Origin of the sequence: Litoribacter ruber (assembly GCF_018449405.1) — a bacterium.
GTDB classification, from domain to species: domain Bacteria; phylum Bacteroidota; class Bacteroidia; order Cytophagales; family Cyclobacteriaceae; genus Litoribacter; species Litoribacter ruber.
Genome location: NZ_JAHCMY010000001.1, coordinates 937,473 through 959,299, shown reverse-complemented (window position 1 = coordinate 959,299; position 21,827 = coordinate 937,473). Strand labels below are relative to the sequence as shown.

Annotated in this window: 19 protein-coding genes; 3 read left to right on the top strand and 16 right to left on the bottom strand. The window is 39.9% G+C overall.

The features are described from left to right. Positions 1–8: 8 nt before the first annotated feature. From KI659_RS04095 to KI659_RS04020, 16 genes are all read right to left on the bottom strand, one after another. Complete coding sequence (locus KI659_RS04095; RefSeq protein ID WP_213944054.1) at positions 9–893, bottom strand: glycosyltransferase family 2 protein; 885 nt, start codon at positions 891–893, stop codon at positions 9–11. Further along, positions 890–1,459 (bottom strand): LbetaH domain-containing protein, encoded by a 570-nt coding sequence (locus KI659_RS04090; protein ID WP_213944053.1) that lies wholly within the window; start codon positions 1,457–1,459, stop codon positions 890–892. Before KI659_RS04090 ends, KI659_RS04095 begins: the two co-directional genes overlap by 4 nt. After that, positions 1,459–2,616: a glycosyltransferase gene (locus tag KI659_RS04085; RefSeq protein ID WP_213944052.1), complete on the bottom strand. Its 1,158-nt coding sequence runs from the start codon at positions 2,614–2,616 to the stop codon at positions 1,459–1,461. The genes KI659_RS04090 and KI659_RS04085 overlap by 1 nt, the downstream gene beginning before the upstream one ends. A gap of 13 nt (positions 2,617–2,629) precedes the next feature. Next, positions 2,630–3,727, bottom strand: coding sequence for a glycosyltransferase family 4 protein (locus KI659_RS04080; protein WP_213944051.1), 1,098 nt, complete (start codon positions 3,725–3,727; stop codon positions 2,630–2,632). A gap of 3 nt (positions 3,728–3,730) precedes the next feature. Then, complete coding sequence (locus KI659_RS18710) at positions 3,731–4,921, bottom strand: O-antigen ligase family protein (protein ID WP_213944050.1); 1,191 nt, start codon at positions 4,919–4,921, stop codon at positions 3,731–3,733. Between the two features lie 11 nt (positions 4,922–4,932). After that, on the bottom strand, positions 4,933–5,394 hold the full coding sequence (locus tag KI659_RS04070; RefSeq protein ID WP_213944049.1) for an acyltransferase: 462 nt from the start codon (positions 5,392–5,394) through the stop codon (positions 4,933–4,935). 11 nt (positions 5,395–5,405) lie between these two features. After that, entirely contained in the window at positions 5,406–6,533 is a 1,128-nt protein-coding gene (locus KI659_RS04065; RefSeq protein WP_262898489.1) for a glycosyltransferase, read from the bottom strand. 44 nt (positions 6,534–6,577) lie between these two features. After that, the gene (locus KI659_RS04060) at positions 6,578–7,543 is read right to left on the bottom strand and encodes a glycosyltransferase family 2 protein (protein ID WP_213944047.1); all 966 of its coding nucleotides are present in this window, start codon (positions 7,541–7,543) and stop codon (positions 6,578–6,580) included. Next, positions 7,543–8,676, bottom strand: a complete 1,134-nt coding sequence (locus tag KI659_RS04055; protein WP_213944046.1) for a glycosyltransferase — start codon at positions 8,674–8,676, stop codon at positions 7,543–7,545. Before KI659_RS04055 ends, KI659_RS04060 begins: the two co-directional genes overlap by 1 nt. Positions 8,677–8,686: 10 nt before the next feature. Continuing rightward, positions 8,687–10,477: an ABC transporter ATP-binding protein gene (locus tag KI659_RS04050; protein ID WP_213944045.1), complete on the bottom strand. Its 1,791-nt coding sequence runs from the start codon at positions 10,475–10,477 to the stop codon at positions 8,687–8,689. 147 nt (positions 10,478–10,624) lie between these two features. Then, on the bottom strand, positions 10,625–13,003 hold the full coding sequence (locus KI659_RS04045) for a GumC family protein (protein WP_213944044.1): 2,379 nt from the start codon (positions 13,001–13,003) through the stop codon (positions 10,625–10,627). A gap of 3 nt (positions 13,004–13,006) precedes the next feature. Continuing rightward, positions 13,007–13,837, bottom strand: coding sequence for a polysaccharide biosynthesis/export family protein (locus KI659_RS04040; protein WP_213944043.1), 831 nt, complete (start codon positions 13,835–13,837; stop codon positions 13,007–13,009). A 368-nt stretch (positions 13,838–14,205) separates the two neighbouring features. Continuing rightward, positions 14,206–15,144, bottom strand: coding sequence for a GNAT family N-acetyltransferase (locus tag KI659_RS04035; protein WP_213944042.1), 939 nt, complete (start codon positions 15,142–15,144; stop codon positions 14,206–14,208). Positions 15,145–15,148: 4 nt separating this feature from the next. Next, entirely contained in the window at positions 15,149–16,003 is an 855-nt protein-coding gene (locus KI659_RS04030) for a 1-acyl-sn-glycerol-3-phosphate acyltransferase (RefSeq protein ID WP_317195916.1), read from the bottom strand. A gap of 179 nt (positions 16,004–16,182) precedes the next feature. Beyond that, positions 16,183–17,025, bottom strand: coding sequence for a DUF4249 family protein (locus tag KI659_RS04025; RefSeq protein WP_213944041.1), 843 nt, complete (start codon positions 17,023–17,025; stop codon positions 16,183–16,185). After that, on the bottom strand, positions 17,022–19,373 hold the full coding sequence (locus KI659_RS04020; RefSeq protein ID WP_246535276.1) for a TonB-dependent receptor: 2,352 nt from the start codon (positions 19,371–19,373) through the stop codon (positions 17,022–17,024). Before KI659_RS04020 ends, KI659_RS04025 begins: the two co-directional genes overlap by 4 nt. 216 nt (positions 19,374–19,589) lie before the next feature. On the opposite strand from KI659_RS04020, the gene KI659_RS04015 reads away from it, so the two are divergent. Genes KI659_RS04015 through KI659_RS04005 form a run of 3 tightly spaced genes read left to right on the top strand, consistent with a single transcriptional unit; the run spans position 19,590 to position 21,816 of the window. After that, positions 19,590–20,555, top strand: a complete 966-nt coding sequence (locus KI659_RS04015; protein ID WP_213944040.1) for a vWA domain-containing protein — start codon at positions 19,590–19,592, stop codon at positions 20,553–20,555. 3 nt (positions 20,556–20,558) lie between these two features. Next, entirely contained in the window at positions 20,559–21,218 is a 660-nt protein-coding gene (locus tag KI659_RS04010; RefSeq protein WP_213944039.1) for a hypothetical protein, read from the top strand. Continuing rightward, positions 21,199–21,816, top strand: coding sequence for a hypothetical protein (locus KI659_RS04005; protein ID WP_213944038.1), 618 nt, complete (start codon positions 21,199–21,201; stop codon positions 21,814–21,816). The genes KI659_RS04010 and KI659_RS04005 overlap by 20 nt, the downstream gene beginning before the upstream one ends. Positions 21,817–21,827: the final 11 nt, after the last annotated feature.

The window sequence follows — 21,827 nt, the reverse complement described above, 5'->3', positions numbered from 1 at the left end:
TCAAAAGTTTAAAAGTCTATATTATGCTCTTTCAAAAAATATGTTTTAATGGCTTCTGTGTCTTTACCGTATTTGATCCTTACTTCCAATAATAACACGTCCACCAAAGTCCTATACCACCAACCTTGCATGAAATGCCATACAAACCCCTCCTTGCCGTCTAAAAAACCTAACTGAATAAAGTAGCGATAAAAAAAGTATAAGAAGGCTCGGATGAAAAGTGGTAATTTGTTGTAGACAACCTTTTCGGTGGTCTTTCGCTTTAAAGTATCATCCTGCACCCTTAAATCTGGGTTGCGGAAACTAGCCGAGAGCAAATCAATTGCTTCCTTAGTTGCATATTGATTATGTTTTGCAATCCACCAGCTGATATCATTTAAGTTTTCATCTACAAAAGCGCCTTTAAAGGTTGTAGTAGAGCCAGTTGGTACGACCATCCGCTCATCCATCCATTTCTGTTGGGAATATGCCTTTCCAGGTCTGAAAAGCCTCATGATTTTCACCCCATTTGCCCCACCTCTTTTAATGTGGCGACCCAGGAAAACCCTTTGCAAGGGCAAATAAACTCCATTTACATCGGAATCCAGGTGAGGCAACTTAATTTTCATTTCTTCAATAAGCTCATCGGTCAGGTATTCATCAGCATCCATCCTAAGTATCCAATCACCTTCAAAGGGCAACGTAGCCAGTGCCCAATTCAATTGTTTGGCGTGGCTGTTTTCCCATTTTCTTTGGTAGAACTTTACTGAATTTTGTTTGGCTATATGACTGGTATTGTCAGTCGAAAAGGAATCAACTACATGAATGTCGTTGGAAATGGATTTGGCACTATCCAGACACCTTTGAAGATGAATTCCCTCATTAAAAGTCAATATGACAACACTGATTTTCAACCTACCAATTGTCTGATTTTTATAAACTTTGCAGGATTCCCCCCTACTACTGACCACCCTTCCACGTCTTTAAAAACAGCCGCCCTCGCTCCTACCACTGCCCCTTGGTGAATGGTCACCCCGGGTCCAATAAATGCATCGGCGGCCACCCAAACTTGATCCTTAATCGTAATCGGGGAAATTATCAGAGGATGGTGCGCTAAAGTAATGTCGTGCGTAGCAGTGCATAGATATGCTTTTTGAGAAACTGTTGAGTTTTTGCCAATTCTGACACATCCTGGATTATAACAGTCCACATTGGGACCAAGACAGGAAAAAGGTTCCATAATCAAATTCCAAGGTGCCCAAACGCGCGCATTGGCACTAACAGTCGCCTTATATGATACACTTGCACCGAATAAATTAAAAATAAACACCCTATAGGAATTGAATAGCCCCAAGGTAAATGGCCTAATTAATAATAGATGAACTATGGTCCACAATAGCCTACCCACTTTATTGCCAAAACTTAATCGATTTTGGTATTTGGATAAATCTACCTCTATATTGTTTATTTGCTCAATCATTAATGAAGTTTTACAAATGCAGGCGGTATAGTTTCTTTATTCATCACCCAATTATATAAATCTTTCATATTGTCGGCCACAGCAGCTTGGCTGTATTTATTTCTAACCAACTTTTGTCCTGAAATGCCCATTTGGATTCTTTCTGCCTCCTTTTGATGGTAGGCTTTCAATATGTAAGATTTGATGTTTGATGGCTCATTATCCACCCACCATCCACAGCCAAATGTTTCCAAGTCCTCCCAAGGCGTTCCTTTGGAAGCAATCACTGGAACTCCTTTGGATAATGCTTCGGTGACCACCATTCCAAAATTTTCAGACTTGCTAGGCAAAAGAAGGTAGTGGAAAGAGGAGATCATTTCATCTTTCTCCTCACCGTCCAGAAATCCCGAAAAAATAATATTTTTCAATTTCTCTTTAGCCACCAAACTTGTAAGCTTGCGCTTATATTTATTATCCCCATTGCCCACAATCACCAATTCTACACTTTCCTCATCCAGTTCATTCATCAATAATCTCCAGGAAAAAATTAACCCTTCAATATTTTTAATAAAATTGAGCCTCCCCACAAATCCAAATCGAACTTTTTCCCTGCATTTTTCTTTAAGCGTTTTATATTCAGGCGGAAGAGAGATCGGATTGGGGATTATTGCAACGGGATTTTTAAAATTCAATGACCTGATGACCTTGTATTCCTCCTCACACGTGGCGTGCAGAACTGCGGCACTGGCCAAATCCTTGTTTTGAAAAAGCATGGATGCTACCGTCTTCACTGCTTTGGAGTGATTCAGCGCTGAAGGATACAGCATGCCCCTAAGGGTAAAAACAAAGGGTTTATTGGTTTTCATGGCCTGCCTGGCCGCGGCATGGGGCAAAAACTCCCACAGGCCATGAATATGAAAAATATCAAATTGCTTGTGGTTATATTTTAAAAACTTGATAGCTGACAACGAATACTCCCATCTTGGAAACATAGAGTAAGGAAGCTTCCAGATAAAAACTTCCTCTGAAATCAATTTTTCGTTTTCATCCCTAGGGGCAAAAGTCAGCATTTCGATATTCAACCCGATTTGCTGAAGCCCTTTCACCAAAGTAAAAGAACTTAAGGAGGGCCCACCGGAACGTTTATTCAAGGTGGAAATAACATGTAAAACTTGCATAAAAAAGTGAATATTAAAGCCAAGGGGCCTCTGTCAGGTCCTCGGAACCTTCAAAAATATGTTCAATAATTTTTTCAAAATACATAGAGACCACCGGACCTGAAATTGTGGAAACGGCCCAATTTTGAATGGCCACCCTTGATTCATTTTCTAATGGACCATCCTGCAATGACTTTCGAAAAACCGACTCAAACGATTCTGGAAAAAATGGATCAAATACCAACCCAGCCTCATTTTTGGCCACTAACACACTGGCCCCACACCGGTTGCTCACCAGCACTTTCATGCCCGACATCAGTGCTTCATTGACCACCGCCCCCCAGCCATCGAAATAACTAGGCAGGATTAAATAGTCATGGGTTTTCATAAGGCCAAAAACTTCAGTATTGGAAACGCTTCCGGAAAAATGGAAGTTGCCAACAGGTTCCAGCAGAGCCTTAACCTCGTTTTCCAAAGGTCCACCACCTAAAACTGTGAATCTTTCAACTTTTTCAGAAAATTTACAAACGGTTTTTATAATGGGTACTATATTCTTCCTTTTGATTAGAGCGCCCACGTAGAGGTAGCTAGGCTTATTTTTATTCTCTTGACCAAAATCCAAGACATTATCAGGTTCTTCAGTAAAATATCCCCAATCATAAATTTTTGCTTCAGGAAAACCCAATTTGATAAAAGACCTTTTAGCTGTTAATCCAGTGGCCAAAATGCCACGAATGTGTTTTTCATACTTCCGAAACAACAAGGTATATTTAATGAACCTCAGCTGACCTTTAAAACCCTCGAGATTAACGGTTTCTAGGTAAACAAGTATCCTACTCTTTAGCCCCACGGCCAACTTAAATGCCTCAAATACAAATGGAAAAGCGTCTATACCGCCAAAAACATGTATGGCCTCTGGATGGGATCTGAAGACCTGCTCAACTTCAGATTTAGATGGAGCAACTCGGACTTCCACATTTCCAAAATCAGGTGCAATCCAACCCAAATCCTTCCTGTTTTCACTAAAGTCCTTATTTACCAATAACATCACCTTATGTGTTTTTGCAATGTTCTTGGTAAATGCGGACTGATGAATGCTTAATGCGTACTGCCAAAAAATCAAGGTTTTCATATGCTATAAAATCTGCACTTTGCCAGTTTGCTTAAAAAGTTCAATATTTCCCAATAAGAGCCAGAGGTAAAAAAACATAACTCCACCAGAAGAAAGCAAGTAGCCTTCTGCCAACATATGAATTGAGAAGAATACCAAGAGGCTTCCCAGAACACCAATATTTAAGACATCAGTCTTATTCCTAATTACAAAAATTATATAGGATACTAAAATACCCACCAGCATCAGAAACCCTAAAATACCTGTCATAGATAAAGTCGCTAAAAATGAGCTGCCGGGTTCTATTTTCCCATCATCATCTTTTTTCTTTTTAGCATTGTACTTCAAATGGGCAAATCCAACCCCAAAGATTGGGGATTCGTAGAACTCCAAAAAACGGGCATCCCATATTGCCCTTCGGGTGGATACTAAATCACCTTTTTTCTCACTCTGATGCATCTTATCCTGAATTCCCTCGGCATAAGAAAGCCATAATGGGCTCGAGAATATCAATAAACCTGAGATCAATATTATTTTGGTAAAAAACCTAGACAGCCTATCTTGATAAATCTTATAAAAAAAGAATATAAGTGCCCCTATACAAGCCAAAATAGCCGTTCTCGAACTAGCAAGCAATAGACTAAAAAATGAAGAAGCCATACAGACTTGATACAAAAGTAGCCAGTTTTTTCGTGGTCGACAGCTGATTTTCTCATTATAATAAAGGTACAATGCCAAAACCATTGAAATGGCTGCCATAGGTCCAAGTATCATCGTGTGAACAAATAAACCGCTCCAACCTCCTCGTCCTTCCGCAACACCCATTGGAACAATTTTAGTTAAAAAGCTGCTCGACCCAAGGATCAGAATAAATAAATTCACTTTACTAAAGGTAAAATATCTAAAGGCAAAGAATTTTGGAGAAGAAATAAATGGGCCCAACAAGCCAACCATAATTATGAAGGAAACCAGCCTAAACCAAGGTTGAAATTGTGAAGGGATAGTATTCATCATGATGCTTACTACCGCAAAAAACAGAAACCCGCTAAGGAAAATATTCAGCTTATCTATCCCCCCAGAAAAAAGCAACATGATAAAAAATAGTCCACAGATCCCGTAATAAATACTTTGATTTACCTCCGGACTAATGATTAAAACTTGATTGATGCCTATTGCTCCAACAAAAAATGCAGAATACTTGATGAGTTTATTCACAACCTAAAAATCTAGATTAACTGTTTTATAAGTTTGGCGGGGACTCCGCCTATCAATGAATTGTCAGGAAATGAACCCTTCACTACCGCACCAGCAGCTACTATACATTTGTTACCAATAGAAGTCCCCGGCAAAATGATAGCCCCTGCTGCAATCCAGCTACCATCCCCTATGTTAATAGCTTCTTGAATGCCTTTCCCCGCAATTCTCTCGCCCGACATATTAATTTGATGAGAACCCGTAGTGAAAAATACGTTTGGGGCAATGTCCACATTTTTCCCTATTACTATATTACAGGCGCTTATAATATGACTATTATGGCCCACCCATGTGTGGTCCCCAATACTCAGTTCGCCAATTCCTCTGATTTGCACCGATGAGCAGATCCTCACGCCCCTACCAATTGTCGCCCCTGCAATTTTATAAAGCTTATTCTTTAGCCCAAATAGCCTCGTTTCGGGAATCAAGGGCATGAATAGGTTAATTATATATTGTATTCCGGAACGCATTTCACTACTTCATAAAAAATGGATTCATATTGCTTACCAATCTCTTCGGCCGTAAAATTTTTGGAATAGGACAAGGCTCTCTGACTCATTTGCGCCAAATCTAACTGAATTATTTCATTCATGGCTGCAGCTAGAGATTGGGGGCTTTCGGTTTCATAAAATATAGCTAAACCACGGTCAGAAAGAATTTCGGCTGTCACAGGAATAGTAGAGGCAACAATTGGCAACCCGCAACTCATGGCTTCTACCTGCACAATTCCAAACCCTTCACTTCTAGAACTAAAAACAAAGACAGAAGCAGCCGCCAAATGCGCCTGAACATTGTTAGTGTAAGGGTGAAAACTAACGCGTTGCGACAATTTGTACTCAGCAACTTTTTCCTGCAACTCTGCCTTCATAGGTCCATCTCCTATAATTTCTAAGGACCATTCCGAATTTTTTTCAGCGAAAATTTTAAACCCCTCAACCAATATGTCAAATCCCTTATGGTGCGCACATCTTCCTAGCGCAATAAATTTCTTATTTGTCAACCCGGTGATCTGATCATAGGCCATGTCATGTGCATTATAAACCTTAACCGTATCAAGGCCTAACTTCTCTGCAAAACTTCTCCTATCATCATCAGAAAGCACAATTAGCCTATCTAATTTGCCAAGAAGGTGTTGGAATATCCATTCGTGATTATAATTTCCTCTTGAAGGACTACCGAAAAAGTGCTCATAAGACGCTTGGATCACCCCAATCATGGGAACTTCTACTTGGTCTTTAACCGATGCCATCCAAAAATCACTACCATTATCAAATCCAATTACAAGGTCAAACTTGTTTCTATAAATAAAGTCTATTAGAAAATCCCTCTGCTTTTTGAGAAACATTAATTTTTTATAACTCTTTACACGTCTTCGGTTGAAAAATCCTTTTTTGGCGATATAATTAAAAAAATTTCTGATCACCTTCCTAGGTAGACTTAACTCATGGATGGTGACGGGGATTTCTTCAGGAATATTATAAATGTTCCCATCGGATTTTCCCGAGGTCACTAAAATATGAATATCATGTCTTTTGCATAGTTCCTTGGCCATTGTAGCAGTAATCCTCTGCATTCCGCCATGGGTAAAAACGCTATAGGTAACAAGGCAAATTTTCATCAGGTCAGCTTATGATAAAAATAGGAGCATTTACTAAACATGATTGGGAAATTTTTAATCCAAAGTAATTTCCCAAAACTTCTTACACCCATCCCCTGCCAGTACTCAAGAAATGAGACCCTATTTAACATTTTTATTTCCGCCTTGATATTAGGTAATAAACACCTATCATGAAGGTAATTACTATACTGCTGAAGGAAATATTCATTCAGACACTTTCTGTAGGAATCGTTTTTTGGCAAACTATCTCTGAAGACTTTTAGGGATCTAAATATGTCTATCCAGCTTTTTGTTTTTTTGGGACTAAAGCTGCTCATGATTGACCCTGGTCTAACCTGGTAAACATACACAGTCGAATGAAGAATTTTTAAACTGTGTATATAATAAAGCAGCTTCGGTGTATGCTCGTTATCTTCATGAATCACTCCCTCAAGCCAGAAAAGGTCATTAGTCAATAAAATTTCCCTTTTGGTAATATATCTCCAAGAACATAAAAAATCACCAGGCCTGTTTGAAAAATAATCAACGCCGGTATAAGTCTTATATTCATCAAAAGTCTTGTTTAAAGGGGAAGAAGAAATCAGTTTTCCTTCAGGAGTGCATCTAGCGAAATTAATAACCAAAGCATCAACGTTAGTTTCATTCAAGTTTTGGAAAACCAATTTTAGACTTCCTTCCACGATTATATCATCACTATCTATAAACCATACGTATTTTCCTATAGCATTTCTCAAACCTGTGTTTCGAGCACCACTTAACCCTTTATTTGGTTGATTTATAACCTTGACATTATTATGAATTTTAGAAAATCTCTCCGCTATTTTCCCAGAATTATCGGTGGACCCATCATTTATGACCAACACTTCATACAAACTAGGATTGATTCCTTGGTTAAGAATACTATTGAGGCAACTTCCCAAATAGTTTTCTACATTATATGTGGGCAAAACAATTGAAAGTATCATCAACCTAGAATGTTTTCAATTTCACGCATGGTTTTCTTTTCATCAAAGATTTTGGCTCTTTCTAAAGATTTCTCCTCATATTCCTCAAATAATTCGGGAGTATCAATTAGTTGTTTGATCGAACTGAATATTGCGTAGGATTCATGGTAAGTAATGATACCAAACTCATTATCACCCAATATTTCTCTAGAACCAGGGCTCGAAGTACATACTACAACTTTACCCAAACATATAGCCTCACATACAGACAATGGATAGCCTTCTGTAATTGAAGTGTTGAGGTATAAATCTGCTGCCTTAATATAGGGGTAAGGGTTGTGTTTATACCCTAAAAATTGAACCTCAGAAGTAAGATCCAAATTTTGAACTTGAGCTTTTAAATCTGCTTCTAATTCACCTTCACCAATAAGCCAAATTTCAAATTCATATCCTTCATTTTTCAAAAACTTAGCTACTTCTATTAATCTATAAAACGCTTTCTGAATTTCAAGTCTCCCTACGGATACAATGGTAAACTTTGATTTAGAAACCTGAAACTCCTCACTTTTATATAAAATTTCTGACCGGGGGATCAGGTTAGATTGAACAAGTTGCTTGTTTTTTGGAACTCCAAACATTTCATTAAATTCCAGCATAGATTCTTTACTGACGAATATGATCTGATCATAGGAGTTGTAAAAGCGGGATTCTTCCGAGACACTCTCAAATAGCGAGGAGGTATAATGATTGTTCTTTAAGTCAGTATGTACCCAAGCTATTCTTTTATTACGATTATTTTTATATCTCAAATACTTGGTGGATAGTCCCTCCATAAATGCCACTTCGAGATCATAGGTTTCATTAAACCTTATATTGATAAAAATCTTGGTTAGAAAATCGACACCAATTTTATTGGGCCATTCAAACATTATTTTATTCAATAATCTGGAAAAAAATGGATTCTCAGGCATCAAATAAATCAACTTAACCTGGGAGGGTATTTTATTGATATGTACTCCGCTTGGGAACACTAAACCTAAGGTAATTTCATACCTATCAAAATTTATTCGCCTCAAAATATCAATTAGCACTTTCTCAGCGCCTCCTCCCCTAAGTGTGTTAATCAGAATAAAAATAGTCCTCTTGGTTTTCATTTATCCACGGTTATATTTCTTGCAAAGCTACCATGTTTTTAAAAGTAACTGAATCATTCACCAGTTCATAAAACTCCCCTGTTCCCATTATTTTTCCTTTTTGAAGCAATACCACTCTATCTGCATTCTTCACAGTACTTAATCTATGGGCTACAATCAAAATTGTATACTTTCCTTTTAGAGCCTCAATGTTCTGTTGAATTGCCTTTTCTGTCTCGGAGTCCAATGCTGAGGTGGCCTCATCCATAATAAGGATTTCAATATCTTTGTAAAGTTCCCTTGCAATTGATAACCGTTGCTTCTGCCCTCCACTCACCATTATACCATTACTTCCTAAATGGGAATACTCTTTCTCAGGTAGGCTTCGCACAAAGCCCGCAATTGAGGCTTTCTCCAATGCTTTCCAAAACTTCTGTTTATTTTCACGATTATCCTCAGCCCAAAATGTTATGTTATTAAAAATTGTATCGTCAAAAATCACAGGCTCCTGAGTGATGTATCCTACGTTGAGTGCAAAACTTCTGATATCAATTTGAGCTCTGTCAATGCCATCCACCAATATATTCCCACTATCAGGTGCCATTAATCCGGCAATGATATTGACCAAAGTTGTTTTTCCGCTTCCGCTCTCTCCTACAAAAGCAACAGTTTCATTCTTACGTATAGTCAAATTAATATCCGTAAGAATTGGCGTGATACCATAATGAAAGTTCAAGTCTTTGAGCACAATACTATTTTCTAAGGAATGACTGGATATGTCTCCAAAACTTTCTTTACCCTCTCTAAGCTCTTTCATAAACGCAGTCATATTGTTAAGCGAACCGGTAGTCCCAATGAATGCATTATAAGTATTTTGGAGCCCCATCAGATAAGCCAATGCCCTATAAAAAAACAATAAACTTAATAAAATCACCCCCATGTTGGTACCAAACCAATTGAGTTGTATTAGAATAACAATGGCCACAATGCTCACCACCAATGGCTCCCTGGCCCCACTTAAGATAGCTCCATACTTACCAATCTTCATGGAACTGTCTTCGATCTTGACTATGGTTTCCTTTAGCTTTTTCCCAAAAGCATACACCAAACCTGTTGCTTTTAAATATTTGAAAAAAGCTACTTTTTGTACGAGTAAACCCTGAAACTCATGTGCATCCTCTGTAATTTTGGCTGAGAGCTCTTTTGTTTTTTTGTAAATTTTGCCGTACAAAAAGTTAGTGGCAACACCACCCAATACTACCAATAAAGCAAAATGCGGATTGGCGAAAAATGCTAAAGTAGCATAGACCGAAACCATAATCACGGCCTGGATGGTATGAAAGTAATAAATATAGGATTGGAGAACCTGCCCCACTTCACCGGAAAATGTATTCTGAATTCTTCCCGAGTCTGCCAAAACGAATGATTTGTAATTAAAATCTGCTAAACTATCTATATTTTCAAATCGCATTTTGGTAATGTAATACCGGCGGATAATCACAGAATAATATTCAGAACAAAAGTAAAACAGGCCTTTCATCGAAAAGAAAAAAACCAAAACTATTAATACAGCTCCTACCCCCGTGCCCAAACCTATGCCATCCATCCAATCCAAAAGAAACCCAAGATTTCCCAAGCCTTCAGCTGAAGCTTGTCCATCAGTCGACTCCAAAAGTGGCAAGAACATTGCAATACCCAACCCGTCCATCAACCCTACAGATAAGCTTAATGCCAGGGCTATAAATATTCTGTAACGAAGATGTTGGTAAAAATAAGCAAATGAAGAAAAGTACTTATAAAACAATTTTTTTAAACTACTCATCAGATAAATCTTACTCGTAAAAACTTAGTATAGTGCATTTGTAACTATCACTTAAAAACACGGCTTCGCCCGGTCAGCCCCATTAAAAAGCTTAGCAACAGCTACTTATAAAATTAATTAAAATATAACGCGTACTAAAAAATTCTCTTATGCTGGGTCCTTTATCAGCTTTTTGGATTTACTTTCACTTTCATCCCCGTAATAGCCTGAAGCATATCCGGATCGTACGTCATCGCAATCATTGTAAACAATATATAGTGCGGGGGAATTGGTCTTGTCTAAAGTATCCTTACAGGCTTCCATAGCTTCCAAGGATGTCTGGTTTTGTCGAACCACAAACAATCCGGCATCACACAGAGACATGATGTCCAAGGTTTCCGCGACCACCCCCATCGGTGGAGTATCAAAAATTATGGTATCAAATTGCTCATGAAGAGCAGCTACAAAAGTTCTAAATTTCTGAGTCAAGATTAATTCAGCTGGATTAGGTGGAATAGGTCCCGCTAACACCACATATAAATTCTCATACTCTGTAGCCGTAACTACTTCTTCATAACTATTTTGCCCAATTAGGTAGGATGTTAATCCCACTTTATTGGACATATTAAAAGACTCATGCAACCGCGGCTTTCTCAAGTCAACACCAACTATTACTGTCTTTTTTCCGCTTAGGGCAAAAATAGAAGCTAAATTTACAGCCGTAAAAGTTTTGCCATCTTTGGGCTGGGCTGAGGTGACATAGATTGTTTTCATGTCCCTTTCAGGAAATAAATATTTAAAATTGGCCCTGATAGAACGGTAAGATTCCGTCACATGGGATTTGGGAAAATTGTATACAGCCAACTCTCCATTTACTTTGCTCTTTGGAACATTCCCAATTACCGGAAAACTAAAGTATTTTTTCACATCAGAAATAGATTCTACTTTGGTCCTGAAAAAATCCTTCAAAAATATGAACAACCCTGGAATCATAAGTCCCGCTATAATCCCAATAGCAAGATTGTGCTGCCGTTTTGGGAAAACTGTTTCCATTATTCTAGGCTCATCCAATATGTTGTTTTGGCTCTTAGTAGCAGCTTTGGAAATTGCTGATTCCGCTCTTCTCTGCAACAAATAATTGTATATCCCTTCGTTGATAGTAAACTTCCTTTGAATGGAGAGCAAGCGTCTTTCGGTAGCCGGCAAACTACTCACTTCAGCATTTACTTTTGCTATTCTGCGCTCCAAGTCACCACTTTGAGCTTTAGTATTGATCAAAAGATTTTTTAAATTTTCCTTAAGTGAGCGGATAACAATTCTTAGCTTTTCCTCCTCATTTTTCAGCCTTGAATTATCTTTTGTTAATGCCAGCCTCAATGTCGAAAGTTTGCCCTGTTGCTCCAACACTTTACTCACAAGCTGATTTAACACAGGCTCTGTAACACCTGCCAAAGAAGGGACCATCAACTCTTCAAATTTCTCCTCTTGGACATATTCATTCAAAGTATTGTAATACCTTAAATTCATATCTAAAATAGCCTTCTCCTGCTCTAGGTCGGCTAGCCTGCCATAAATAGAGGCACCTTCACTACTTAAGTCAAATATTTGATTATTCGTCCTGTAATTTTCCAATCTGTTTTCTATATGATTGAGGCTGTCTGTGATACCCGTCAATTGGGAGTCAATGAAATTGACAATATTTTCAGCTGTTTGGTTAGCTTGATCTAGCTCCTCCTGAATATACTGATTCATCAGAGCAGATAAATAAACCTTTGCTTTTTCAGGCGAAGAGCTAACCATCGATAATTTTATGATCGTACTTTCGTTTAGTGGCTCTGCAAAGCTTACCGCGTGAAGGTAATCTAAAACCAAATCATGGGTAGGTCTGAACCTTACAATCAACTCTCCTCTAAACTGCTGGTCGATAATAGAAAAAGTAAGAGAGCCAAATGGAGTCGAGCTTGGAACACCATCTTTCAACTTGGTCTTTAATTTTCCATCATTATAAGAGTAGGTTTTTGAAACGGGGTTATATATGGTGTAACTCTCTCCTTCGGTTTCTAAAAAAACGCCTTCATCTGTTACTGACAAAATAAGTGTAGCATTGGCTACATAAGGTTTATTTAGGTCAAGATTAACATTTACAGGTCCCGCCCTATATAAATCCAGCTCATCACCTAGTAGGTTTTTTTCTGAGATAGAAACATTAAAATCAAGCCCCTGTAAAGTACGTGCATGAAGGCCAAAGGACGATAAAATCCCTATCTCATTTTCAAGGTTGGTCCCCGTTTGAGGACCAAAATTTTCAAACAATACAGAATTCATATTTTCCTTGCCAAAATCACCGATCAATACGGATGATTCTACCCTGTATTGGCTAAAAAGAATGTCGTTTACTATATAAGTAATACCGAAGCCAAGGGCAGGGAATATTAAAAACAGATACCATTTGGCCATGAATTTCTTGAGCAAGGCCTGGAAATCATACCCATCTCCTGAGGATTCAAAAGGGTTGCCCGACGAGTTATTTTGAAAATTGTTTCTCATACCTTAGTCATTTAGAAAAATTGCATAGATAAATAACCCTGCCGACAGCAAAGTCATGAAAAGTTGAAAAGTTTGGACGCCAGTTTCTCCCCCACCAATTTCCCTGGCTTTGATGGGTTCGGCATATAATTGGTCATTTGGCTGGATAAAATAGAATGGCGAACTAATTATATTTCGGTCTTTCAAATTGACCCTATGGAGCTTAGTTCCTTCGGGGTATTGCCTCAAAACTAAAATCTCATCCCTTTTGGCCATGATGTTCAAGTCACCCGCATTGGCGATGGCCTCAAATATGGTAAGCCTATTTTGAAGAACTACAAAATTGCCTGCCATTCTAAATTCGCCAAAGGCAGCATATCTAATACCTCCGAGTTTTACCCTGACAAAAATTTCATCCTGAAAGTATTGCATCAAGTTTTTCTCCACCAGTTCCTTTATCTCATCGGTATTTAGTCCTTCTACAGACAGCTTCCCTACAAATGGTAGTTCGATCATCCCTGTTTTGTCCACGGTATACCCTGTCATATAATAGACATCACCTCCACCACCCCCCATAAAACCTCCCACACCCATCTGTCCTCCTGCTCCGGCCATGCCGGAGGCAAGGTTAAAGATTTCATTCACCTCCACATTCGTGGACCGGACCTGTACGTCGAGGATATCATCCTTTTGGATTCGATAGATAGGCAGATCATATGTCACAAGGGTTTCCTCCTCTATTTCTGGCTTGCCAGGAAGGTTTTGTAAATAGATGATCTTTTTGTTGGAGATGCAGCCAGTAAATACCGCTAAAATCAACAGGAAGGACGCTACTCGACAAAAATCAGTTCTCATAAAAATAATCTATAAACCTAAAAAACTACAAACAATGCAAAATGCTTTTCGAATATACATTTTTGCATTTAACATGACAAGCATTTAAATAAAATCTTTTAAAATTTCATTTGACAACCACTGGGACTATAGGAAGTTGGGACATTTATAATTTTCCAAGAATTAGCCTGTATGGGATAAAAATAAAATAGTGAGTCTGAGAATCTCATACTGGGAAAATTTAAAAATCGAATTCCTACTGAATCCTATGAAGAGATTATTGCCCAAAAAAATACACCTGAGGGGAAATCTCTCTATATGATGACCTAAATATAAATGTAAAAAACAAAAAAGCCAATAATTTTAAATTATCGGCTTTTAAAATAATATTATTTCACCCTATCTCGCTCAAAGGTATCCATATGCCTACTTTTCTTAGTCTCGTAGATATCATCTATGGTGATCAAAATACCGGTCTCCTCTACTGCTCCAAACTCGTTATTCATACACGTCCCGAAGGTTTTCATGGACGAAGACAGGTTCATATAAGTGTTTATCAACGGTGGTATGTTTTCACCATATGCTCTTACTTTACTATTCAAAACCTTGTACCCCTCTTTATAATCAAGTCCTTTAAAAAGCTCTTCAAACCTGGACGGATCCGCATGGTAGCCCAAGGGTTTAAGAGGCCTCACCAATTCTTCCGGATCTGGGAAATAGTGGTTCATGAAATAGAGCAACAAGTCTCTTGCTTCTTTATTATAATGCGGGTACATAGTCACCTTACCAAAAAGGTACTTCACCTCTGGATTGAGCATCACAATAGCGCCAAGGCCATCCCACAGGTTGTCAAGAGAAAACAGGCCTTTTCTCTTGTCCTTGCTAGGCTGGTATTTGGGCTGAACAAATGATCTTCCCAACTCAATGGTGTATGGCAAAAAATCCTTGATAAACTTTTCCGAAAATTTAAACAGATGAGCAGTCGAAAGATTGAGCTTGCCATTTTGGCTCACGCCATTCTCACCACAGTTGATCAGTCTGTACCCAGCAATAATTTCTTGCTCTTCGGGGTTGTAAGCAATCAGTTGATCATAGCATCTTTCGTTTGTATCATTTTCATCGATATCATAAGGTAATCCAGTACCTCCCCCGGCTTGACGGAAAGTGATTTCTCTCAGCCTACCGATTTCCTTGACCACGTTTGGAGCATTGTGGTAGTTCACCAGATAAATTTCGTTGCTACCGTTATTGGTATATCTGAGAAATCTATCATGATTCAACTCGTCCTTTAAAACTGCTTTATCTATAGGTGCTATAATTTCTTGCATAATTCTATTTTTCTTGGGCCATACTATACACACGATCCCTCATTTCACTGGCCCATTGTTTTTCATTTTTGGTATTGTCAAAATGTTGATAAGAAACTGGCTTCCCGATATGGATAACCACTTTTTTACCTCTTTGCTGAAACATTTCATCAGCCAGGTAAAACATTTCCACATTTGCCTTTATGCCGGCCATCTTTCTGAACCGGGCGAGATTATAGAAAAAACCCGAATTTCGCCCGTCGATGTAAACCGGAATAATAGTCTTTTTATATTTTTTTGCTTTAGAAATAAAGCTCTTCTTCCATTCCAAATCCTTGATGCCTTCAGCCTGCTTCCTGGAAACCAAGCCGGCAGGAAAAACCAGCAAGGCATCATCGCCGGAATAAGCCGCTTCGATGGCTGCCACTCCACCCCTTCCATGACTTCCGTGTTTGTTGACCGGCACAAAAAGGGATTCAAAATTCTTAATATTGGTCAAAATGTCATTGACCAAAAACTTTATATCCTTCCTATACTTGCCCAAAACATGCATGAAGGCAATCCCATCAAGACCTCCCAAAGGATGGTTTGCGGCAAAGATTACCCCCTTCTCCAATGAAATGTTTTCGGCACCCCGAAGCTCAACTTCTACTCCAAATTCTTTAATCAAAGCATCTACAAAATCCAGACCTTGAAGATGGCCATGCTTGTTCATGATGACGTTTATGTCCTTTTCATGAACAATTCTTTTAATATACTTTAAAATCGGGGAAGGCAACCACTTTTTAAGGGTTGGATTCTTATCCCCAAGGATTTTTTCAATATCTATAAATTTCTCTTTGCGCTCCACAGACACCACAATAAGGTTTTTCAGTTCCACCTAACCCTCTGATTGCTAGTAATTTTATTTTAACAACAAAGCAACCAAGTTTCTTGTTAGGAGCCGAAATTAAAATTTCCGTTCCCTAAAAATACAAAAAAATATCAATTGAGGAGGTCAAACCTACCCTAACGAAATTTTATTTGAAGCTGGTTAGACAGTCATTTATGTATATATCGCTAATTTTCAGCACCTCCAATAGTGATAATCGAACTTAATACAGAACTACATTTAAAATATCCCAACACCTCACCATTTTCATTCAGTTCTCGAATATTGGAGGTCGGATTTTGAGGCGGGGGGCTAAATAATCCCCCATCATTGAACAACAACCCCACCAATTCATTCAGATAATCATAAGCATCCCGATTAAGCCTAAACAGCTCCAATCTGACCCGATCGTTTTCTTTAAATGCATAGCCATTTAATTCAAAACCTCTGTTTAATATTTGGGTGCCAAATGTGTCGTCAAAAAGCAAATAATCATTCCTTCGATTAAGTAGCGTATCATTTCTCACAATCCGGATACGGTAATTATTCTCTGTTTCAAAGGGAATATCCCCATATAATGTCAAATAATATCCTTCCTCGCGAAATAACCTCTCCTCCCTGTAGTTTACGGCAATACTGTCCAAGGTTGGTGGTGGCAAAACCCTGCCTTTGGAGTAAAAATGCCTACCATTCATCAACACATGAAGGGAGTACTCAGGGCCAATTCTGGCTGTCTGATTGTTGATGGGCAAGTAAGCTCCTATCTGTGGCACAAATCGGAAGGGAAAAATCTGCTCGGTCTCCTCATCCCTGATAAAAACCTCTGCATCACGCTCAACTTGGTTTTCATCCAAGTTATAATAATCTTTAGAGTAAGAAATGGTCACTTGATTGAGGCCAGGCGCATCCGTCCATATGGCCTCAATTACCGGGATATCCGGCTGGCTGTCTAACTCTATAAATACCTCCTCCTGACATGCTGTTAACAAAAGGGCTGTAATAACTACAATATATAATGCTAGCTTATTCAAAACTCGAAATTATAGGTTAAAGAAGGAAGGTAGGTAAAAAGGTAAGTTTTTACCACACCTGGCCGTCTGGTGGTGACAGGGTTGTCGCTGGTAGGGCGGAAATTAATGGTCTCATTGAGAATCTCCGCAAACTGATACGAGAAGGGGTTCTTCCTTCCATACACGTTGTACACGCTGAAGTTCCAGCTACCACGCCATTTTCTACCCTTGTCAGGCGCTTTGTAATTAATAGACACATCCATACGGTGGTAGTCGGGAAATCTATCTTCATTTCTCAAATCCGAATAAAGCGGCAGGCGCTGGTTATCCACCTCGTAAATGCCAATGGGAAATGTTACCGCCTGCCCTGTCGTGTACACGAATGTTAATGACGCGGACCATTTCGGGTTAAATTGCTGGTTGACCACCACATTCAAATCATGCGGACGGTCAAACCTGGGATTGAACGGCTGGCCCAAACTAATACCCTCAATTTGACGATATGTTCTGGAATACGTGTATCCAACCCACCCGGTGGTGGAACCCACATTTTTCCTGATCAAAAACTCCGCTCCATATGCCCAGCCCCTACCTGCCAAAATTTCGGTTTCTACATTATCGGTAAACAAAACATTGGCCCCTTGCTTCAGGTCAATGATATTTTGAAAATCCTTGTAATAAGCTTCTACACTAAACTCCCACCTGTTATTCACCAAGTTTTTGAAATACCCAACAGAATACTGATCCGAACTAATCGGGCTCATATACCGATCAGCGGGCACCCATCGGTCGATGGGAAGTCCAGCTGAGCTATTGGAAGCCACCTGCAAGTATTGATAATTACGGTTATAAGATGCTTTTAAGGAACTGGATTCGTTTACCAGGTATCGCAAAGCCGCACGGGGCTCCCAACCGGAATAGGTCTGCATGGTTTGGAAAGACCCGTAGTTCAACGTATCAGTAAGCACACCTGTGCGTGGGTCACCATTTTCATATTCATAGGCCACCCCACTTCCTATTTGCTGGTAAAAGCTTTTTCTCAGTCCAACTTCCGCGCTAAACCTTGGATTTATTTCCCATTGAGAAGATAGGAACAAGTTATATTGCAAAGCATTTCTGGCATTAGTTGTAATCCCCTCCAGATTGCTATTTTCATCTGGCGCAAAATTCAAAGGTGAAAAGTGGTAATACTGGGTATGCACTCCGGTATGAAATTTCAGGTTTTCTTTCGGCATATAAACCAGCTCCCCTCTCAATCCACTTTCGGAAAACAGGTTATCCCAAGCAAAGCCGCTTTCTTCATCCTGAAAGTAGACCGCGTAATTATATGAGCTGTGATAGGCATTTACATCCAGGTAAAGCTTATCACTCAATGTCCTATTCCAAACAGCGCTATTCACCCAATTTGTCCAGCCAAAGCCAAACTGCTCGGAAAGCCCCAGGAAATCATTACCATAATAACTACTCACGGTAATTTTATCCTTGTCACTAGGTCTGTAAGTCACCTTTCCACTCAAGTCATAAAAATAAAGGGAATTGTTCCGAATGTTTGGATCGCTTGAAAGTCCAAGAAAAATATCCGCATAGGTCCTTCTTCCGGACGCCACAAAAGTCACCTTATCATTGATCGGCCCATCTATAGTCAACCTCGAGCTAATAGTCCCAATTCCACCCTCACCCCGGATCCTGTTAGTATTACCTTCTTTCAGCGACACATCAACCAATGAAGATAACCTACCTCCAAATTGTGCTGGGATGTTCCCTTTGTATAAAGAGACATTATCTATGGCATCAGGATTGAAAACTGAGAAAAACCCAAAGAAATGCGATGGGTTGTAAATCGGGGCACCATCCAGTTGCACCAAGTTTTGGTCTGCCGATCCGCCCCTCACAAACAAACCTGTCGTCCCCTCTCCGGCCGTCTGGATCCCAGGAAGCATTTGTAGCGAGCGCAGAATATCCACTTCTCCGAAGAGGGCCGGTATATTTTTGATCGTGGCAATGGGCACCACTGATTTTCCCATATCCACACTCTTGACATTTTCATCCGGTCGCCTCTCACTCACTACCACTTCGCTGAGGGAAAACTCTTCTGGTCTGAGGTAGATTTTGGTTGGTTTGTCATTTTCTTGAATCTGCCGCCTGATCTCTTGAAATCCTATAAAACTGACCACCAACTCGGCAGGCAAGGTGATTTTTTGCAGGCGGAAGCGGCCATTTTCATCGGACACCACACCGCTTTGAGGACGGCCAGCCCAATAGATATTCGCCCCAGGGAGTGGTTCCCCGGAGTCCGTGTCATACACCACACCTTCCACTTCATCGCGCTGCTGGGCAAATGAGGGGTGGCCACAAAATGTAAAAATCAAAATGAATAGCCCTAAAAACTGGGGTAATTTCCTTTTCCTAAATTCTATATAAATCTTCAATGCTTTCTATCCAAAGACAATGCTAAACCGATAACAACTCCCAAAACAATTAGTTTCACCCCAAAGGAGCAAAAATTAACATAAATTATAACACTGCCTTAACGAATAATTAATCCGCTTCTATTTCGTTTTGATAAAAATACCTAATTTCAAGCCATGATTTGGGCATATCCTGATTTTGATACGATAAGTATATTGGTGGTTTTTTTCACCCTGCTATACGTCATATATTTATACCGCTTCTACCGCATCAACACTAAACTTAAAGTGCAAAAAGGGTCGCTTTTCTTTAAACTGTTGATCCGTGCAGCCTACTTTATCCTTTTTCTTGTTGCTTTTACCGGTCCGTCCATAGGCGGGGCTTTGAAGGAAATAAAGGAAGAGGGTAAGGATATATTTATTGCCGTGGATTTATCACGGTCAATGGATGCGCAAGATATTGCGCCTAGCCGTCTGGAAAGAATCAAATTGGAATTGAAGAGACTTGTCAAAAACTTTGACTCCGACAGGATTGGCATCATCATTTTCTCTTCCGAAGCTTTTATCCAATGTCCGTTGACATTTGACCAAAATATCATTCAGCTTCATATCGATGGCCTTAACACAGGATTGGTTCCAAATTATGGAACAGATATAGCTGCTCCTCTTGAGCTGGCTCTAAGCAAATTCAATCAGGATGAAAATCCGGACAACACCTCAAAATCCATCATTTTGATCAGTGATGGGGAAGATTTCGGGGAAAATCTGGATAATGCCATCAAAAACCTCAACGAGGCAGGGGTCCGTGTATTCAGTCTTGGAGTGGGAACCGCTGAAGGCAGCACCATCCCCCAAGGCAGCGGGGTGATCATGGACCGGCGCACTGGGCGGCCAGCCATGACTAAACTCGAAACTAACACCCTAAAAACGGTTTCGACCCGCACAGATGGGCAGTATTTTGAGCTTAGTGACATAGCCATGGACATTCCTTATCTCATTTCAGCAATTGAAAGAATTGAAGGAACCGTCACGGGAACCAGAATGGTCGAAGCCTCTGCCAACAAATACTTCTATTTTCTATTGGCAGGTCTGAGTCTTGCTCTTCTGGATATGATTTTACCATTACGCACAATTTCAATGTAAGGAATGAATCAGGTTTTATCTTTCATATTTGTCGTTTTGTTAATTATTCCAGCTACCTGGAAGGAAATTGCCTTGCGAAACAAAGCCCTCAACCGCGCAGAAACTGCCTACAAAAAAACTGATTACGAAACAGCGGTTAGAGAACATTTGGCTCTGAAAAACGATTTCAATGTCAATTCCCCTGAGGCCAATTTTAACCTTAATCTGAGTTTTCAGTTCAATGGACAGGAGGAGGAAGCCCAACGGGGTTTTCAGGAACTAACTGAGAGCAGAAACAGGTTAATCGCATCTATGGCCTCCAATCAAAACGGCACCATTGCTGGGAGGGAAAAGGATTTTAAAGAAGCACTTCAGGCTTTCAGGGCAGCCCTTGTCCGCAATCCGGAAAACGAAACTGCCAGGCACAATTACGAAATGCTTGCCCGATGGCTGGCTCAAAATGAGGACCAGGAAGAGCAAGACGAACAGCCCGACGAGGATCAGCTTAAACCTTCCAATTATGCCAAACGTATGAAGGCAGAGGCTGACAAGATGGTGGACTCATTCAACTTTGCAGAAGCCCAAAATATCATGGAGCGTGCACTTCAGATTGATGAAACGGTGGCCTACTACCAAGATTTTATGCAATATTTAGATGAAGTAAATGAAATCAACAATCAATAAATTCTTATTTGTTTGTTTGCTGGCATTTGGGCTAACCCACATGGCCAGCGCCCAGTCGGCAGCCGATTATTTCAACCGCGCTGCCAAGCAGTATGTCAATGCTGATCGGGAAAGCACCGGCCAAACACTGGCAGAGGGTCTCTCCCGTTTTCCCGGTGATCGCAAAATGCAGGCGCTTTTAGACAAGCTTAACCAAGAGGACGAAGAAGAGCAACAGCAGCAACAAGATCAACAGGACCAGCAGGACGGCCAAAATCAGGATCAGGAAAACCAGCAGGACTCTCAGGACCAGAAGCAAGGTGAAGGAGATGAACAAACCGATGAAGATGCTGATGTGGAAAGCGAAAAATCTGAAGAAAGGCAGGGCGAAAAGTCCCAGCAAGAACAGCCATCAGATGAACTTTCCGATCAAGAAAGTGACCTCAGTGAACGGGAAAAGCAAATGCAGCAGATGCAGGAAAGGCTTCAGGATATGAATATCACACCACAGCAGGCCGCCCAAATTTTAGATGCGATGAATAACGCTGAAATGCGTCATATTCAACAAAATCGCAGGAAACCCACGCAAAAAACCAACCGTGGATTGCCAGAATGGTAAAATAAATTTTG

What these genes read in the sequence shown, in the direction of transcription:
- KI659_RS04090 (WP_213944053.1), bottom strand. Translation starts at nt 1,459, where the DNA reads ATGATTGAGCAAATAAACAATATAGAGGTAGATTTATCCAAATACCAA.
- KI659_RS04085 (WP_213944052.1), bottom strand. Translation starts at nt 2,616, where the DNA reads ATGCAAGTTTTACATGTTATTTCCACCTTGAATAAACGTTCCGGTGGG.
- KI659_RS04080 (WP_213944051.1), bottom strand. Translation starts at nt 3,727, where the DNA reads ATGAAAACCTTGATTTTTTGGCAGTACGCATTAAGCATTCATCAGTCC.
- KI659_RS04070 (WP_213944049.1), bottom strand. Translation starts at nt 5,394, where the DNA reads ATGCCCTTGATTCCCGAAACGAGGCTATTTGGGCTAAAGAATAAGCTT.
- KI659_RS04065 (WP_262898489.1), bottom strand. Translation starts at nt 6,533, where the DNA reads ATGCAGAGGATTACTGCTACAATGGCCAAGGAACTATGCAAAAGACAT.
- KI659_RS04060 (WP_213944047.1), bottom strand. Translation starts at nt 7,543, where the DNA reads ATGATACTTTCAATTGTTTTGCCCACATATAATGTAGAAAACTATTTG.
- KI659_RS04055 (WP_213944046.1), bottom strand. Translation starts at nt 8,676, where the DNA reads ATGAAAACCAAGAGGACTATTTTTATTCTGATTAACACACTTAGGGGA.
- KI659_RS04050 (WP_213944045.1), bottom strand. Translation starts at nt 10,477, where the DNA reads ATGAGTAGTTTAAAAAAATTGTTTTATAAGTACTTTTCTTCATTTGCT.
- KI659_RS04045 (WP_213944044.1), bottom strand. Translation starts at nt 13,003, where the DNA reads ATGAGAAACAATTTTCAAAATAACTCGTCGGGCAACCCTTTTGAATCC.
- KI659_RS04040 (WP_213944043.1), bottom strand. Translation starts at nt 13,837, where the DNA reads ATGAGAACTGATTTTTGTCGAGTAGCGTCCTTCCTGTTGATTTTAGCG.
- KI659_RS04035 (WP_213944042.1), bottom strand. Translation starts at nt 15,144, where the DNA reads ATGCAAGAAATTATAGCACCTATAGATAAAGCAGTTTTAAAGGACGAG.
- KI659_RS04015 (WP_213944040.1), top strand. Translation starts at nt 19,590, where the DNA reads ATGATTTGGGCATATCCTGATTTTGATACGATAAGTATATTGGTGGTT.
- KI659_RS04010 (WP_213944039.1), top strand. Translation starts at nt 20,559, where the DNA reads ATGAATCAGGTTTTATCTTTCATATTTGTCGTTTTGTTAATTATTCCA.
- KI659_RS04005 (WP_213944038.1), top strand. Translation starts at nt 21,199, where the DNA reads ATGAAATCAACAATCAATAAATTCTTATTTGTTTGTTTGCTGGCATTT.